The organism is Rhodospira trueperi (assembly GCF_900101965.1).
In the GTDB taxonomy this organism is placed as follows: domain Bacteria; phylum Pseudomonadota; class Alphaproteobacteria; order Rhodospirillales; family Rhodospirillaceae; genus Rhodospira; species Rhodospira trueperi.
On the sequence record NZ_FNAP01000001.1, the window covers coordinates 657100 to 674092 of the forward strand.

Consider the following 16993-nt stretch of genomic DNA (forward strand, 5'->3'; position numbering starts at 1 on the left):
GCCGAACTGGGAATGCCGGGCGCGACGCGCGGCCCCTTACTCCGCGTCTTCCTCGCCCTCTTCCTCGGAGGCCTCGGACTTCATGCCGGACGGCGCCGTCACGGTGGCGATGGTGAAGTCGCGGTCGGTGATGGTCGGGCGCACGCCCTCGGGCAGCTTGACGGTGCTGATGTGGATGGACTCGCCGACATCGAAGCCGATCAGATCCACCTCCAGCGCACTCGGCATGGCATCCGGGGTGCCGACCAGTTCGACGTCGTGGCGCACCACGTTGAGCACGCCGCCGCGCTTCAGGCCGGGGCAGCGCTCCTCGTTCAGGAAGCGCACGGGCACTTCGGCGGTCACCCGCGAGGTAGCGCTGACGCGCAAGAAATCGACGTGTATGATGGCGTCGGACACCGGATGGAACTGGAGATCCTGCGCCATCACGCGGTGTTTTTCACCGCCAAGCTCCAACTCGTACTGACGGGCGTAGAAGCCACCCTTGTACAACTCGGCCCACAGCGGGCGCGGATCCATCTTGATGAGAGCCGGTTCCTTCTTGTCGCCATAGATGACGCCGGGCACCAGACCCTCGCGGCGAACCGCGCGGGCCGCGCCCTTACCGGCCCGCTCGCGCCCCTGCACCGGCAGCGTGCTGATATCGGACATGGTTGATCGTCTCCAATACGGCGCCGGTTTGCGGCGCCCGTTCGATGATACCTCGTTCCCGCCGGCCTCCAGGGGTGCCGAACGACGAACGCGCGCCAACCCGAAGGGCGGCGCGGGAGCCCGGCTTATACGGCGCTCGCGGCCGGAATGCAAGGGACCCGACCGTCATGTCGCCAGGGTCACCCGCCGCGTCGTCGGCCCGGGTCCCGTCCGCAATCCGACAGCACCCGTAACAATCGCCAATTCCGATCAATACCGCAAAAACCATTAATTGGACGATGGGCATTCGGACGCGCTATCCCTCCGGTCATCGATGCCCCGCCCGTTGGGGGCCGGGTCACAGACAGATCACGGAGCTTCCGATGACCGACGTTAACCAGACCACCAGTCCTGCCGCCATGCCGCGCCTCAACGAGCCGGCCCCGGACTTCGTCGCCGAGACCACGCACGGAGAAAAGAGCCTGTCCGACTATCGGGGCCGCTGGCTGGTGCTGTTCTCGCACCCGGCCGACTTCACGCCGGTCTGCACCACCGAGTTCATGGCCTTCGCCCGCGCCGCCGATGACTTCAAAGCCCTCAATACGGAGTTGCTGGGCCTGTCCATCGACTCCACCTTCTCGCACGTCGCCTGGGTGCGGAACATCCAGGAGAAGTTCGGGGTCGCCATTTCCTTCCCGATCATCGCCGACCTGTCGATGCGCGTGGCCAACGCCTACGGCATGATCCAGCCCGGTGCGTCGGATACGTCCGCGGTACGCGCCACCTTCGTCATCGACCCTGAGGGCGTGCTGCGCGCCATGCTGTACTACCCAATGACCAACGGCCGCTCGGTCGCCGAGATCCTGCGTCTGGTCAAGGCGCTTCAGACCAGCACCGCACATGGCGTTGCCACCGAGGAGAACTGGCAGCCGGGCGACAAGGTGATCGTGCCGCCGCCGAAGACCGTCGACGGCGCCGAAGCCCGCGCCGCCGAAGGCCATGAATGCGTGGACTGGTACTTCTGCCGCAAGGATCTGGCGGCATAACGCAACGTCAAGCGAACCTCCGTTGCGGGCCGGTGGGGTTTCCCTACCGGCCCTTGGTTCCGACCAGAACGTGCCCGCGTCAGTGAAAACGGGGACGGTCATTTCCGACGGCAGCGTCCAGGTCATCCGACGAGGCCAACACCAGAAACCGCCTCTTCAGGTGGGCGTCCCGATCAAGGAGGCCCGGAACGCGGCCCAACAAGGCCTGGAGGAGGTGCCAGCTTCTGCGATCCGACGGCCGCAGCCGGGATGCCTCCATGAAACAAGCGGCGGCCTCGCCCGGCCGCTCCTGCCCCTGGCGGACCAGCCCCAGGTTCTTGTGCGCGTTGTGGCGCGTCGGGTCGATTCCGATGGCGGTCAGGCAATACGGCTCCGCCTCGTCGAAGCGCGAGAGTTGAACCAGGCTGTATCCTAGGTTGTTGTTGGCGAAATAGGCGACCTCCGGGTCCGTCGGCTCCTCGGCCAGAACCCTGCAATACTGATGGATGGCATCCGTCCAGTCGTGCCTTCGCTCCCCCATCAGGCCGAGCAGAAGGAAAGCCAGAGCCCGTTCGTTCGCGCTTGTCGCGACGGCGAGGCGCCTCTCGATGCGCACGCGCTCCGCCTGCTGGCTGTCGGCTGTTTCAGTCATGATTGGGTTTCCTTCGTCGGAGCAACACTACATTGGATTGTACCCCCTGGGACTTGCGAAAGTGACTGTGCGTCCCCATAAGCTCTTGATAAGAGAGAATAAATCGCCCCTCCAGAGAGACAATATCGCGGACGTCTGTTGCCGGTGCGCCACAGTCCGCCACGATGGCGGTCACGGACCCACGTCCGCTTTGCAGGAACCAATGCGGTGGCAATCACGAGTGACAGGCGGCCCCTCATGAGGGTAGGGTCTGCCTTTCGCGGCCCGCGCCGCCCCCTCCCCGCCCCTCGAAGACGTCAGGCACCTGGACGGCATGACCGAAAACACCGCGACCCCCGCGCCCAAGGTGGGCGTCATCATGGGCAGCCAGTCCGACTGGGCCACCATGCGCCACGCGGCCGAGACCCTGGAGACCCTGGGCGTACCGTTCGAGGCCCGTATCGTCTCCGCCCACCGCACACCCAAACGGCTCTACGACTACGCCAGCGGCGCCAAGGCGCGCGGCCTGTCGGCGGTGATCGCGGGGGCCGGCGGCGCCGCCCACCTGCCCGGCATGTGCGCCTCCATGACACCGCTGCCGGTGTTCGGCGTGCCCGTGGAAAGCAAGGCCCTGAAGGGCCTCGACAGCCTGTTGTCCATCGTGCAGATGCCGGCGGGCGTGCCGGTGGGCACGCTGGCCATCGGCCGCGCTGGCGCGGTCAACGCCGCGCTGCTGGCGGCGGCCGTCGTGGCCCTGAGCGATCCGAGCGTGGCCAAGGCCCTGGACGACTGGCGCGCCCGCCAGACCGACGCCGTGGCCGAGATCCCTGTCGACGATCCCTGACCCGCGATATCGCCATGACCGTCATTCCCCCCGGTTCCACCCTCGGCATTCTCGGCGGCGGCCAGTTGGGCCGCATGACAGCCCAGGCGGCGGCGCGCCTCGGCTACGACTGCGTGATCCTGACGCCGGAGGAGGACAGCCCTGCCGCCCGTGTAGCGCGCGAGGCCATCGTCGCCCCCTATGACGATCCGGCCGCGCTGGAAATGCTCGCCCGCATCGCCGACGCGGTCACCGTGGAATTCGAGAACGTGCCCGCCGGTGTGCTTGAAATCCTGGCCAGTCACATCCCGACCCGGCCCGGCCGCATGGCCCTGGAGACCGCCCAGGACCGCATCCGCGAGAAGGCCTTTTTCAACACCGTGGGCATCGACACGGCCCCGTGGCGCCCTGTCCACACCGCGAGGGATCTGCGCGCGGCGCTCGCCGACCTGGGCACCCCGGCGGTGCTGAAGACCGCCCGGCTGGGCTATGACGGCAAGGGGCAGATCCGCTTGGAGGCCGGCTCCGACCCGGCGGCCGCCTGGGAGGCGCTGAACACCGACGCCGCCATCCTGGAAGGGTTCGTGGACTTTTCCATGGAGATCTCGGTTATCGTCGCGCGCGGCCCCGACGGCCATATGGAGACCTACGACGCGGTCCAGAACATCCACACCAACCACATTCTGGATACCACCATCGCCCCGGCGCCGCTGCCGGCCGGCCAGCGGGCGGCGGCCCGACTGATGGCCCGCAATGCCGCCGAGGCCCTGGATTTGGTCGGCCTGCTGGCCCTGGAAATGTTCGTCACGCCGGACGGCCACCTTCTGGCCAACGAGATGGCCCCGCGTCCCCACAACTCGGGACACTGGACCCTGGACGGCTGCGTGACCGACCAGTTCGAGCAGTTGGTGCGCGCCGTCTGCGGCCTGCCGCTGGGTCTCACCGCTCCGACCGTGCACGAGGCGCGCATGACCAACCTCCTGGGCGAGTCCGCCGCCGACTGGGCCGCGATCCTGTCCGACCCGACGGCCAAACTGCATCTGTACGGCAAACGCGCCGCCCGCCCCGGCCGCAAAATGGGGCACGTCACCCGACTCAAGCCCCATATGTGAGGAGCGGACAAGCCGCCCGTCCGCCAAATGCGAAGAAAGGTCGGCGCCCATGATTTCGCCATTTTGCTGAACCAGCATCGTGTCAATTATGGGGTTGATGATAGCCGCAACGCCATCGGCCACCCGAACCGCTCCACGATCCGAATGCCCGTTTCCCGTGGTCTCGATCTGAGCGCTGACCGAGAACGGAAAGAAAGGTCCAACCGATGCATACCTTCGCCAAGCGCACCACGTCCCTGGCCCTGGCCGCCGCCTTGCTGGGCGGCCCGGCCCTGACCGCCTGCCAGTCGGTTCAGAACAACCCCAAGCAGACCGCCGGGACGGTTGGCGGCGCGGCTCTGGGAGGTCTGCTCGGCTCGCAGTTTGGTGGCTCGACCGAATGGAAGATGGCCGCGACGGGCCTGGGTGTCCTTCTGGGCGCCATGGTCGGCGGCGAGGTCGGGCGCTCGCTCGACGAGACAGACCGCATGCGCATGCAGCAGGCCTCCCAGCAGGCCTACGCCGCGCCCGTCGGCCAGACCATTGCCTGGAACAACCCGCAGTCCGGCAATTACGGCACCTTCACGCCGGTGCGCGACGGGTACACCAACACCGGACAGTATTGCCGCCAGTTCCGCACCACCGTCACCATCGACGGTCGCCTGGAAGAGGCCACGGGCACGGCCTGCCAACAGCCGGACGGCACCTGGAAGGTGGTCAACTGACCGGGTCGTCGGAGTTCGGTTCGGCGAGTGGCGGGACAGTCGGGACTGTTCTATATTGGGAGAATGCTCGTTCCCCTGATGTGACTGGTCAGCCATGAAGGACCCGTATGATGTGCTCGGTGTGCCGCGCAGCGCGAGCGCGGAGGACATCAAGCGGGCCTATCGCCGGCTGGCGCGGACCATGCACCCGGACGTCAACCCGAATGATCCCCGTGCGGAGGACCGGTTCAAGGAGCTGAACGCCGCGCATGACCTTCTGGCCGACCCCGACACGCGCGCTCGCTTCGACCGTGGCGAGATCGACGCCAGCGGACAGGAGCGACCGTTCGGCTTTCGTCGTCATGGCGGCACCCAGGCCAAGAAAGATCGGGCCGGCGCCGGCGCCCGGGATGGCGGGGGGGACGGCGGGTTCCACTTCGAGGACCTGTTCAAGGGCGCGGACTCCTTCGACGACATCTTCGCCCGCGCCCAGTCCGCCAAGCGCCGCGCGTCGGGCGGTTCGGGCAAGGCAGCCCCCCGGCGCGGGAGTGACGCCCAGTACCGGCTGCGCGTTTCCTTCGAGGACGCCGCCCTGGGCACGTCCCGCCGCATCACCCTGACCACCGGCCGAACGCTGGACGTGCGCGTGCCGCCCGGCACCGCGTCCGGCACCACCCTGCGTCTGCGCGGCCAGGGCAACCCGGGCCTGCATGGCGGCGAGGCCGGTGACGCCCTGGTCGAGATCCTGGTGCGCGACCACCCCGTATTCCGCCGCGCCGGCGACGACATCATCGCCGAGGTGCCGGTCAGCCTGCGCGAGGCCGTGTTGGGCGCCAAGATCACCGTTCCCACCCTGACCGGCCGCGTCGCCCTCACGATCCCGGAGGGCGCCAACACCGGCACCACCTTGCGCCTGCGCGGCAAGGGCCTGCCCGGCAAGGACGGCGCGGCCGGCGACCAGTTGGTGCGTCTGCGACTCGTGCTGGAGGACGCGTCGGACGAGAAGCTGCGCGCCTTCGTCCGCAGGTGGCAGCCGACCGACGCCCGGGACGTGCGCGCCGCGATGGAGGATCAGGCAAAGGAAGGGTAACCCGTCTCCCCTTGCGCGGCGCAGCCATCGCGTGTTTGATCGCGTCGCGGGAGGTTCATCCTCCCCACCATCCCATTGAGCCCGCACCCTGGGGACCGCCATGCCCGCCCTCATCACGTCGCGGCTGTCCGACGCGACGGCCCTGCCAAAGATCGACCGCGATCTGCGCTTTCTGATGGATGCCTTCGCCGAGGTCCTGCGCGAGATCGGCGAGGACGCCGTCGCCGAGCGCCTGCCTTGGCCGCAACGCGACGACGCCCTGGTGACCGTGGACTTCGACGGGGTCAATGACTGGCCGGACGACCCCGCCGACCCGCTGGCCGAACGCTGTGTCGAGGCCCGATCCGTCGCCTTTCAGCTTCTGCATCAGGCCGAGGAAAACGCCCTCGCCCAGAGCCGCCGTCAGGTGGAAACCGAAGGCCCTCTGGATGCCGATTCCGGGTCGTGGGAATCGGTGCTGGTCGGCCTGGAACGCGACGGCTTCTCGCCCGAGGAGATCGCCGACGCCCTGGGCGCCATCCGCGTCGAGCCGGTGCTGACCGCGCACCCCACCGAGGCCAAGCGCGCCAGCGTGCTGCACCATCACCGCGCCATCTACCGCCTGCTGGTGGACAGCGAAAACCAGATGTGGACGCCGGGCGAACGCGCCGCGCTGCGTCAGGAAACCAAGGCCGGGCTGGAACGGCTGTGGCGAACCGGCGAGATCCTGCTGGAGAAGCCCACGGTCGAGGGCGAACTGGGGATCGTGCTGTATTTCCTGGGCGAGATGTTCCCGCAAACGCTGCCCTGGCTCGACCGCCGGCTGGAGACCGCGTGGACCCGCGTCGGCTTCGACCCAGCCCTGTTGCGCCATCCCACCCACCGACCCTCCGTGACCTTCGGCACCTGGGTGGGCGGCGACCGTGACGGCCACCCCCTGGTCACACCCGAGATCACGGCCTGGGCGCTGGAGCAACTGGCGGCCACCGCGCTGTCCAACCTGCGCGAGCGCCTGGGCCGCATGGCGGCCGGTCTGTCGCTGACCACCTCCCGTCAAGCGGTGCCGCCGGCCCTGACCGCCCGCCTGACCAGACTGGCGGAAGCCCTGGGTCCCACCGCCGAGGAGCCGCTCGCCCGCAACAGGGGGGAACCGTGGCGGCAAATGATCAATCTGATGATCGAGGCCCTGCCCGATCCGTCCGCGCCGCCCCTGCCGGGGCACTACCGGCGCCCGCGCGAACTGCTGAACGACCTTGAACTGATCGCCGATACCCTGTCGGCCCTGGGCGCACGACGCCTCGCCGACCGCGATGTCGGCCCGGTGCATGCCATGGTCCGCGCCTTCGGGTTCCATCTGGCGACCCTGGATATCCGCCAGAACAGCGCCTTTCACGACCGCGCCGTGGCCCAGCTTCTGGTCGCCGCCGGCATCGACGGCGCCGACTTCCCGACCTGGGACGAGGACCGGCGGCTCGACCTGCTCAACCGGGAACTGGCCAGCCCGCGCCCCTTCATGCACAACGGCACCCGCGCCGGCCCGGAAGCCGCCAGCGTGCTGGGATGCCTGCGCGTGCTGGCCCGGCGCATCGAGCAGCGCGGACCGGACGGCCTGGGCGCGCTGATCGTCAGCATGACACGCGGTCTGTCGGACCTGCTGGTGGTCTACCTGCTGGCCCGCGAGGCCGGGCTGTTGTCCTACCGCGACGGAATGGCGGTCTGCCCGCTGCCGGTGGTGCCACTGTTCGAGACCATCGAGGACCTTGAGCACAGCCCCGGCATCCTCGACGCCTTCCTCGCCCACCCCGTGGCCCGCGCCAGCCTGGAGGCGCGGCGCCGCGACGACGGCGAGGACCGGCCCCGCCAACAGGTCATGGTCGGCTACAGCGACAGCGGCAAGGATGGCGGTCTCGTGGCCAGCCAGTGGGGACTGCACCGCGCCCAGGCGGCGATGGTCGCGGTCGCGCGCCGCCACGGCGTACGGCTGCGCATCTTCCACGGCCGGGGCGGCACCATCAGCCGGGGCTCCGGCCCCACCCACCGCTTCGTCCGCGCCCAACCGCCGGGCGCCATCGACGGCGAGTTCCGCCTGACCGAACAGGGCGAGACCATCTCGCAGAAATACGCCAACATCGTCACCGCCGCCTACAACCTGGAACTCCTCACCGCAGGTTCACTGAATGCCACCGTACGCGGACGCCGGGGCGACGGGGCCGAACCGGATCTGGCACCGATTATGGACCGGCTGGCGGCCGCCAGCCGGGCGCGCTACCGGACGCTTCTGGAAACCGACGGGTTCATGACCTTCTACGGGCAGGCCACGCCCATCGACGTCATCGAATCCAGTCGCATCGGCTCCCGCCCCGTGCGTCGCACCGGCCAGCGCACCCTGGAGGACCTGCGGGCCATCCCCTGGGTGTTCGCCTGGAGCCAGTCGCGGTTCCTGGTGTCGGCGTGGTTCGGCGTCGGCACCGCCCTGGAGACCCTGCGCCGCGACGATCCGGACGGGTTCGAGCGGTTGGCCGAACGCAAGCGGGCCGCCGACTGGCCGCCGCTGCACTACCTGATCAGCAACGCCGCCACCGGTTGGGCCACGGCTGATCCGAACATCATGACTCGCTACGCGGCACTGGTCGAGGACACAGCCGTGCGCGAACGTCTGCTCGGCCTGATCCTGGAGGAATTCGAGCGCACGCGGGTGGCGCTGGAGGCCATCTACCAGGGGCCGCTGTCGGAGACGCGCCCGCGCGTGGACCGCGTGCTCAGCCTGCGCGCGCCCGCGCTGGCACCGATCCATGACCGGCAGGTGCAACTGCTGGCAGAATGGCGGCGGCTGAGAACCGAAGGCCGCGAGCATTCAGCGGATCGCTGGCTGCCGTCACTGTTGCAGACGGTCAACGCCATCGCCGCCGGGCTGGGCGCCACGGGGTAGAGGCGCGTCCTGTTTCTGCCGCCCTAAGAATCGCCAATCTGCCCCGGACCGCGCACGGGATTGATGAGACTGACGAGCACGAAACTCAGCATCATCAGAAGATACCAGGAGCCGAGCTTGGCGATGGAGACCATTCGCCAGCCGTCCTCCTGATCAGGATAGACCCAGGCCCGCGCGTAGGTGCCGATGTTCTCGGCGAACCAGATGAAGACCGCGACGAGAAGAAAGCCGAGCAGCAGCGGCATCGATCGATGAACACGGTCGATCCGGAACAGGACGGAGGTGCGCCAGAAGAGCACCCCGGCCATCCCGAACAACAGGACCCGCATGTCCGGCAGATAGTGGTGGCCGAAAAAGTTCGCGTAGATCGCGCCCGCCAGCGCCATGGTCAGGGCTTGCGGCGGGTAGGCCGCGAACCGAAAATCAAAGAGGCGCCACACGCGGGCGATGTAGGAGCCGACGGCGGCATACATGAACCCCGAAAAAAGCGGAACCCCGCCCAAGCGCAGGATCGACGGTTCCGGGTAGATCCAGGATCCCATGTGGGTCTTGAAGACCTCCATCACGGTCCCGACGATATGATAGACGAGGATGATTTTCGCCTCGGCGACGGATTCGAGACGGAACACCAGCATGGCCGCCTGAATCGCCACCGCATACAGCACGAGGAAATCGTAGCGCGCCAACGCCGACTCCTCTGGGTAAAAGAGGTGCGATCCAATCAGGCCTGCGCACATCAGCCCGCCGAAAAGACAGGCCCAGCCCTGCTTGACTCCGAAGACCACGAACTCGTAGGTCGCCCGTCCGATGCGACCATGGCGATCGGCGAACCGCGCCCCCCGCGCGCGTAGACCATGCAGCCACCGTTCCGGCGTCAGGCGCCTGCCGTCCAGGGGCTTGGGAGTCGAGGGGTCCGCCATGTCACTGCGTCGTTGTGTCGCACCAATGTGGGGAAAGGCGAGTGCGATCCCATCCGTAGTGCGGCTTTGTGACCGTCCGGGGGCGGTCTGCGGCGGGGACATCGCTCGACCTCGACCGGGAATCAAACTCCAGAGCCTTGTTGTTAAACACGCGCCGTGCCATCATGGAGTGTAGCAGGTTGTCTCGCGACCAATCATGGTGTGGGGGCGCACAATGCCCGACAAATCGCTTTCGGACATCGATTTCACGGATTTCCTCCAGGCCATGCTGAACCCGGCCTTCGGCTCCATCACCAAGAAGGAGATGGAGATCCGCATCTTCGCCTGCTTATACAAGCAGGGGTATTTCGGGCGCCTGCCCTCGAATTTCGCCATCGCCAGCACCCTGAACATCCCGGACGCCACGGTCGAGCGGCTGATCTATGAAATGGATCTCCGCGACATCACCGAAGACGCCCAGGCGTGGGCGCATGGCGTCATGCAGGAGTCCCTGCGGGTCATTGCCCTGCAACTGGACGCCCGCACCAGTACCGTGAAGATGAACATCCCGCGTAAAGCCCTGCGGGAACTGATCTTCGATATCGCCCAGCGCGAGGCCGAGGTGGCCGACCAGTCGCACCGCGCCTCGATCGTCACCCTGAACCTGGACGGCTTCGCCAAGGTTATGGAAACCCTGTTGAGCCGAGACGAAATCGCAAAGCTTCACGAGACCATGCGCCGCGTCGACGAGGTCGTGCCCGGCCCGGACACCAGCCTGCGCGGCCTTACGAAAACGTTTCTTCACGCCCTGGCCGAGGATGCCGGCGGCCGTGTGCTCGACCTGCCGAAGCTGTTCCTGCCCGGCGGCATGGCGGACCTAGCCAAGGATTCCGTTGAGGATGCGGTGGGGATTCTGAAGCGTGTGTTCGCAAGATAGTGGCAACCGGTTTCTCCGATCCGAAAAAAGGCCGCGCCCTTTCGGACGCGGCCCCTTTTTCGTCGGATCACGGTTGGCTGATGCGGATGGTGCTGAGCGCGCCGCGTGGGTTTGGACACACCCGACGCGCTCAAGCCATTCTTCTTCAAGCAAATCGTCGTCGCGATCCGTTCCGGATCGCTCGGGATTTGCTTTAGAAGCCCATACCGCCCATGCCACCCATGCCGCCCATGTCACCCATGCCACCGCCGGCACCGCCGCCGTCCTTTTTCTCGGGGACGTCGGCCACCATGCATTCGGTGGTGACGAGCAGACCGGCGATGGACGCCGCGTCCTGCAGGGCGGCCCGCACGACCTTGGTCGGGTCGATAATGCCGGCCTGGATCATGTCGGTGTAGGTGTCGGTCTGCGCGTCGAAGCCGAAGTGCGGGTTGTCCTGCTCCATCAGCTTGCCGGCCACGACGGCCCCGTCGGCCCCGGCGTTCTCGGCGATCTGACGCACCGGCGCCTGCAGCGAACGACGGACGATGGTGATGCCGGCCTGCTGATCGGCGTTCTCGCCCTTCATGTTCTCCAGCACGCGGGAGGCGTAAAGCAGGGCGACACCGCCGCCCGGCACGATGCCTTCCTCGACCGCCGCGCGGGTGGCGTGCAGGGCATCGTCCACGCGGTCCTTCTTCTCCTTCACCTCGACCTCGGTAGCGCCACCGACCTTGATGACCGCGACACCGCCGGCCAGCTTCGCCAGACGCTCCTGCAGCTTCTCGCGGTCGTAGTCGCTGGTGGTCTCCTCGATCTGGCTGCGGATGACATTGCAGCGCGCCTCGATGTCGCCCTTGTCGCCGGCGCCATCGACGATTGTGGTCTCTTCCTTGGTCAGGGTCACCTTCTTGGCGGTGCCCAGCATGTCGATGGTGACGTTGTCCAGCTTGATGCCGACCTCTTCGGAGACGACCTGGCCGTTGGTCAGGGTGGCGATGTCCTGCAGCATGGCCTTGCGGCGATCACCGAAGCCCGGGGCCTTGACGGCGGAGACCTTCAGGCCACCGCGCAGCTTGTTGACCACCAGGGTGGCCAGAGCCTCGCCCTCGACGTCCTCGGCGATGATCAGCAGCGGCTTGCCGGACTGCACCACGGCCTCAAGCACCGGCAGCAGCGGCTGCAGGCTGGACAGCTTGCCCTCGTTGATGAGGATGTACGGGTTCTCCAACTCGCACAGCATCTTCTCGGTGTTGGTCACGAAGTACGGCGACAGGTAGCCGCGGTCGAACTGCATGCCCTCGACGACGTCCAGCTCGGTGTCCAGGCCCTTGGCCTCCTCCACCGTGATGACGCCCTCGTTGCCGACCTTTTCCATCGCCTCGGCGATGATCTTGCCGATCGACTCCTCACCGTTGGCGGAAATCTTGCCGACCTGGGCCACTTCCTGGCTGTTCTTCAGCTTGGTGGAGCGCTTCTGAACATCCTCCACGACGGCGGCCACGGCCAGATCGATGCCGCGCTTCAGGTCCATCGGGTTCATGCCGGCGGCCACGGCCTTGGCGCCTTCGCGCACGATGGCCTGGGCCAGCACGGTGGCGGTGGTGGTGCCGTCACCGGCCAGATCGGCGGTCTTGGAGGCGACCTCCTTGACCATCTGGGCGCCCATGTTCTCGAACTTGTCGGAGAGTTCCATCTCCTTGGCGACGGTCACACCGTCCTTGGTGATGCGCGGCGCGCCGAAGCTCTTCTCGATCACCACGTTGCGGCCCTTGGGGCCCAGCGTCACGCGCACGGCGTCGGCCAGGGTATCCACGCCCTTCATCATGCGGTTGCGGGCGTCGATGCCGAAACGAACATCCTTGGCGGTCATGTTTGTCTATCCTCTTGATCCGGAATGTCGGGGAAGGTCGGTCGAGGGAGTGGGCGCCGGCTTATTCCACCACGCCCATGATGTCGGCTTCCTTCATGATCAACAGCTCCTCGCCGTCGATCTTCACCTCGGTGCCGGACCACTTGCCGAACAGCACGCGATCACCCACCTTGACGTCCAGCGGGGTCACCTTGCCGTCCTCGCCGCGCGCACCCGCGCCGACGGCCAGAATCTCGCCCTGCATGGGCTTTTCCTTCGCGGTGTCCGGGATGATGATCCCGCCAGCGGTCTTTTCCTCGGACTCGACACGCTTCACCAGCACGCGGTCGTGCAGCGGACGCAGCTTCATTGATTTCCTCCGTCGATCGACATCGTTTCGGTCGTGACTGTTAGGTCGGTGGTGGGAATTCACGGAAGGCCGCCCTTGCGAGGCGGCCAACCTATTGATTTCGGCCGGGCTTCACGAGGCTGTTAGCACTCTGTCCCGGCGAGTGCCAACGAGATAGGACGCAGGCGCAAGGCTGTCAAGCGGTCGTGCGCACCGCCGCGCGGAAAAGCCGGGAAAGCTCAGATTTCAGCCGGGCGGCACGGAAACGTCCCGGATCCGTAAACACCACGAACGGGTCCGCAATCCTGTTGACGGGCCTCTTCCCGCCGTGAATGATCGCCAGCAAGGACAACGCGGACCGCCCAGACATGACCGTGCATATCATCGAATGCCCCTATGACTCGGGCCGGCGCGACTGGCGCATGGGGCGGGGTGTGCCGCGCCTGACCGAGGCGGTGGTGCTTCCCACCTTGGCAGACGCGGGTTTGACGGCGCGCCGCGTCACCCTCCGCCTCGAAAACGACGAAACCGCCGAGATTGCGGCCACCTTCGAATTGCAGCGGCGGACCGCCGCGTCGATCCGCCAGGCACGCCGTGACGGGGCTTGGCCCTTCATCGTCTCCGGCAACTGCAACGTCGCCGCCGTCGGCGCCGTTGCCGGGCTGGATGGAGACGACATCGGTGTCCTCTGGCTAGACGCGCACGGCGACTGCGAAACCCCCGAGACCACCGAGAGTGCCTTTCTTGACGGCATGGGACTGGCCATGCTGACCGGCCAGTGCTGGCGCCGACCCCTGTCGATGCTGCCCGGGCTCCGGCCGGTGCCCGGACCCCGGGTCATCCTTGCCGGCGCACGACAACTCAGCGATCCAGAACGGGACCTCATCGACCGCACGGGCATCACCCATGTGCCGGTCAACGCGCTTGCCTCAGGCGCCGCCACAAGCCTATTGGCCGCAAGCCTCGACCGCTGGCGCGACGCGGGTGTGCGGCGGGTTTACATCCACGTGGACGTGGACGTTCTCGACCCAGCCGTCGCGCCCGCCAATCCTTTCAACGAGCCGGACGGTCTTGGCGTGGAACAGGTCCGCGACATCATCGAGACACTCGCCCACCAGTTCGAGATCGCCACCGCCGCGCTAACGGCCTATGATCCGGCTTGCGATCCCGAGGGGAAGATGCCGTTCGCAGCGGCCCCCATCGCCGAGCGTTTGATCCACGCGGGGATCGGACGCCATCGGTGATACGCCCGGCTGGCCCCGGGCCAGGTGCGACTCACCAGCGCCATGGCGCACCGGCGTTCTCTTGGAAAGCCGGCCTCGGCCTCGTGGTTCAGGATGCCACGGAGCCGCTCATCAAGTTCATGCTCATCAAGGATTCGAAAACCCCGGCGCCTATAAAACGGCGCGTTCCACGGCACGTCCCGAAACGTTGTCAACGTCAGCGCGCGCATGTTTCGGGACATCGAGAACCGCTTCGCTTCCTCAATGAGCGCAACGCCAAGTCCTCGGCCTTGCAGGTCGTGAAGCACCGCCATTTGAAGGATATGGAAAACGTCGCCCACCCCGTGGCCATTCAGGAACCCGGTGGGTCTGTCGTCTTCATCCACGCACACCCACGCTTTTCCCCTCGCGATCAGGTCGAGGTGGCAAGCCTCCGATTGCACGTCGTCGTCGGCAACCCACGCCAAATCCGGCAGGCTCCGGAACACCGCGCCCGATGAGCGCTCGATGGCCGGAAGACACGGGGCATCGTCCGGGGTCGCGGGTCTGATCCTCATGGCGTGGTGCAGCCCCGCCGAAGCGCCCACCCGATTTGATCCTCCAGCGCCGCCACATCCTCCCAGACCAATGTCACGTCGGCGACGTCCACCTGCTGGCGCTGGTCGTCGGGCAGGCGCGCGGCGTCCTTGGCCGTGGTCAGCGGCACCGCGCCAAGGCCGAAGGCCTCGTCCAGGATCGGCTGGATGTCCGTGGGTTGATAGGGATGGTGATCGGCGAAGGGATGGGTCGCCACCACGTCGCACCCGGCGTTGCGCAGCATGGCGAAGAACTTGCCCGGATCGCCGATGCCGGCGAAGGCGACCACGCGCTGTCCCACCAGCGCCTCGACGCGCGGGCCGGGGATGATGCGCGCCCCCAGGATGGGCAGGTGTGACGGCACCACCCGACCCACGCCGGCCGTATCGCGCCCCATGAGGACCACCGCGTCGGCGCGGCTCAGCCCGATCGGTACCGGCTCGCGCAGGGGGCCGGCGGGAATCAGGCGGCCGTTGCCGAAGCCCCGGCCGCCGTCCACAACCACCAGGGACACATCCTTCTCAAGCGCCGGGTTCTGGAACCCGTCATCCATGACGATGACCTTCGCCCCGTGAGCCACCGCCGCGCGCCCGCCCTCGGCGCGATCCCGGGCGATCCACACCGGCAGCCCCTCGCGGGCCAGCATCAGGGGTTCGTCGCCCACCGTCGCGGCGTCATGCCGGGCGGGATCGACCCGCAGCGGCCCCCGCGCCGTGCCGCCATGCCCGCGCGACAGCACGGCGGCATCAAGGCCGTGCTCCCGCCGCAGTCGATGGGCGAGATCGGCGACCACCGGTGTCTTGCCGGCCCCCCCGGCCACCAGATTGCCGACGCAGATCACCGGCACGGGCAGCCGCAGGGGCGTCCCGCGCCGCAACCGGCGCGCCGTGGCCCAGCCGTAGAGCAGGCCGACCGGCTCCAGAAAGCGGCCGGCCGGCCCATCGCGCATCCAGAACTCAGGCGCGCGCATCAGCCGCCTCACTCACCACCGGATCAAGCAACGGCGCCAGCGCCACCATGACCCGGTCGAGCACATCCGCCTCGCCCCGCGCAAAGGCCTCGCCGCGTGCCGCGACAGCCGCGCGGGTCGCCTCGTCCCGCAACAGCGTCTCCAGCGCCCGAACAAGCCCCGCCTCGTCGTCCACCCGCCACGCGGCATCCGCCGCCAGCATGCGGGCACTGATGTCGCGGAAGTTTTCCATGCGCGGCCCGAACAGCACGGCCGCCCCCAACCGGGCCGGCTCCAGCGGATTCTGACCGCCGCCCTCGCCTAGCAGGCTCTTGCCCATCAGCACCACCGGCGCCAGACGGGCGAACAGCCCGACCTCGCCCATGGTATCGGCCAGATACACGTCCGTCTCCGGACCCGGCACCATCCCGGCCGACCGTTGCGCCACCGTCACGCCCTCGGCCTGCATGGCCTCGCGCACCGCCGCCCCGCGAACCGCGTGGCGCGGCATGACAATCGTGAGCAGCCCCGGCAGAGCCGCCTTGACCGCCCGGTGCACCCGCGCGGCCAGCGCCTCTTCCCCGACGTGGGTCGACAGAGCCAGCCAGCACGGCCGCCCGGACAGCGGGCCACGCAGGCGGGACAGTTCGGTCGCATCGGCGGGCGCCGGCGGTCCCGCGAACTTCAGATTGCCGACGCAAGCCACCGGATCGGCGCCCAGGTCGCGCAGCCGGCCGGCGTCCGACTCGCTCTGCGCCAGACACAGCCGGAACAACCCCAACAGATGACGCATCGGCGCGCGTCCGTAGCGCCCCCAGGCCAAGAACGACGAATCGGAGACCCGCCCGTTGACCAACGCCATGGGCACACCTCGGCGCGCTGTCTCCCGCAGCAGGTTGGGCCAGAACTCGCTTTCGACCAGCAACAGAACATCGGGGCGCCAGTGGTCGAGGAACCCCCGCACATACGGCAGACGATCCACCGGCACGTATTGATGGATCGCGCCCGACGGCAACCGATCGACCATCAGCCCGGCCGACGTCACCGTGCCCGTGGTACACAGCACGGACACGCCCGGCCGATCCGACAGCAGACGCTCGATCAGAGGCAACGACGACAGCGCCTCGCCCACGCTGGCGCCATGGATCCAGACCAGCGGTCCTTTCGGACGCGGCAGCACCGCTCGACCGAGACGCTCACCGAACCGGAGGGGATCCTCTTTGCCGCGCGCGCGCCGCCGCCACAGCAACAGCCGAACGGCAGGCGCGGACACATCGGTCAATCCCCGATACAGGGTCAGCAGAAGCATCCGTCCGCCTGAGGCATC

At 67.7% G+C, this 16993-nt stretch carries 16 protein-coding genes; 8 read left to right on the forward strand and 8 right to left on the reverse strand.

Annotated features, from left to right (window positions below; genetic code table 11):
- Window positions 1–36 precede the first annotated feature (36 nt).
- Entirely contained in the window at window positions 37–651 is a 615-nt protein-coding gene (locus BLS85_RS02995; protein ID WP_092781800.1) for a 50S ribosomal protein L25/general stress protein Ctc, read from the reverse strand.
- Window positions 652–1013: 362 nt separating this feature from the next.
- Here BLS85_RS02995 and BLS85_RS03000 point away from each other — a divergent pair, with 362 nt between their 5' ends.
- The gene (locus BLS85_RS03000) at window positions 1014–1676 is read left to right on the forward strand and encodes a peroxiredoxin (RefSeq protein WP_092781803.1); all 663 of its coding nucleotides are present in this window, start codon (window positions 1014–1016) and stop codon (window positions 1674–1676) included.
- A 79-nt stretch (window positions 1677–1755) separates the two neighbouring features.
- Here the strand turns inward: BLS85_RS03000 and BLS85_RS03005 are convergent, their stop codons facing one another.
- Window positions 1756–2307 (reverse strand): tetratricopeptide repeat protein, encoded by a 552-nt coding sequence (locus BLS85_RS03005; RefSeq protein ID WP_092781806.1) that lies wholly within the window; start codon window positions 2305–2307, stop codon window positions 1756–1758.
- Window positions 2308–2620: 313 nt separating this feature from the next.
- On the opposite strand from BLS85_RS03005, the gene purE reads away from it, so the two are divergent.
- From purE to BLS85_RS03030, 5 genes are all read left to right on the forward strand, one after another.
- Window positions 2621–3130, forward strand: a complete 510-nt coding sequence (purE, locus tag BLS85_RS03010; protein ID WP_092781809.1) for a 5-(carboxyamino)imidazole ribonucleotide mutase — start codon at window positions 2621–2623, stop codon at window positions 3128–3130.
- Between the two features lie 14 nt (window positions 3131–3144).
- Window positions 3145–4221, forward strand: coding sequence for a 5-(carboxyamino)imidazole ribonucleotide synthase (locus BLS85_RS03015; protein WP_092781812.1), 1077 nt, complete (start codon window positions 3145–3147; stop codon window positions 4219–4221).
- Window positions 4222–4427: 206 nt separating this feature from the next.
- Window positions 4428–4925: an RT0821/Lpp0805 family surface protein gene (locus BLS85_RS03020; protein WP_092781815.1), complete on the forward strand. Its 498-nt coding sequence runs from the start codon at window positions 4428–4430 to the stop codon at window positions 4923–4925.
- 94 nt (window positions 4926–5019) lie between these two features.
- Window positions 5020–5994, forward strand: a complete 975-nt coding sequence (locus BLS85_RS03025) for a DnaJ C-terminal domain-containing protein (protein WP_092781817.1) — start codon at window positions 5020–5022, stop codon at window positions 5992–5994.
- A gap of 100 nt (window positions 5995–6094) precedes the next feature.
- A complete protein-coding gene (locus BLS85_RS03030) occupies window positions 6095–8902 on the forward strand; it encodes a phosphoenolpyruvate carboxylase (RefSeq protein WP_092781820.1) in 2808 nt (935 codons plus the stop codon).
- A gap of 23 nt (window positions 8903–8925) precedes the next feature.
- Here the strand turns inward: BLS85_RS03030 and BLS85_RS03035 are convergent, their stop codons facing one another.
- Entirely contained in the window at window positions 8926–9822 is an 897-nt protein-coding gene (locus tag BLS85_RS03035; RefSeq protein ID WP_092781823.1) for a DUF817 domain-containing protein, read from the reverse strand.
- A 214-nt stretch (window positions 9823–10036) separates the two neighbouring features.
- On the opposite strand from BLS85_RS03035, the gene BLS85_RS03040 reads away from it, so the two are divergent.
- A complete protein-coding gene (locus tag BLS85_RS03040; RefSeq protein ID WP_143027069.1) occupies window positions 10037–10738 on the forward strand; it encodes a hypothetical protein in 702 nt (233 codons plus the stop codon).
- Between the two features lie 193 nt (window positions 10739–10931).
- Here BLS85_RS03040 and groL read toward each other — a convergent pair whose 3' ends face one another.
- Both groL and groES read right to left on the reverse strand, forming a co-directional pair.
- Complete coding sequence (gene groL, locus BLS85_RS03045) at window positions 10932–12590, reverse strand: chaperonin GroEL (protein ID WP_092781828.1); 1659 nt, start codon at window positions 12588–12590, stop codon at window positions 10932–10934.
- Window positions 12591–12651: 61 nt separating this feature from the next.
- Window positions 12652–12939, reverse strand: coding sequence for a co-chaperone GroES (gene groES, locus BLS85_RS03050; protein WP_092781831.1), 288 nt, complete (start codon window positions 12937–12939; stop codon window positions 12652–12654).
- 347 nt (window positions 12940–13286) lie between these two features.
- Between groES and BLS85_RS03055 the strand changes: the two genes are divergently transcribed.
- Entirely contained in the window at window positions 13287–14162 is an 876-nt protein-coding gene (locus BLS85_RS03055; RefSeq protein WP_176793306.1) for an arginase family protein, read from the forward strand.
- Here the strand turns inward: BLS85_RS03055 and BLS85_RS03060 are convergent.
- From BLS85_RS03060 to BLS85_RS03070, 3 genes are read right to left on the reverse strand one after another with little or no spacing between them, the layout of a single operon-like run.
- Window positions 14066–14698 (reverse strand): GNAT family N-acetyltransferase, encoded by a 633-nt coding sequence (locus BLS85_RS03060; RefSeq protein ID WP_092782180.1) that lies wholly within the window; start codon window positions 14696–14698, stop codon window positions 14066–14068. The two genes, BLS85_RS03055 and BLS85_RS03060, sit on opposite strands and share 97 nt — an antisense overlap.
- Window positions 14695–15687, reverse strand: coding sequence for a tetraacyldisaccharide 4'-kinase (gene lpxK / locus BLS85_RS03065; protein ID WP_092781837.1), 993 nt, complete (start codon window positions 15685–15687; stop codon window positions 14695–14697). Before lpxK ends, BLS85_RS03060 begins: the two co-directional genes overlap by 4 nt.
- Window positions 15674–16975 carry a 3-deoxy-D-manno-octulosonic acid transferase gene (locus tag BLS85_RS03070; protein ID WP_092781840.1) on the reverse strand — a complete coding sequence of 434 codons (1302 nt, stop codon included), beginning with the start codon at window positions 16973–16975 and terminating at the stop codon, window positions 15674–15676. The genes lpxK and BLS85_RS03070 overlap by 14 nt, the downstream gene beginning before the upstream one ends.
- Window positions 16976–16993: the final 18 nt, after the last annotated feature.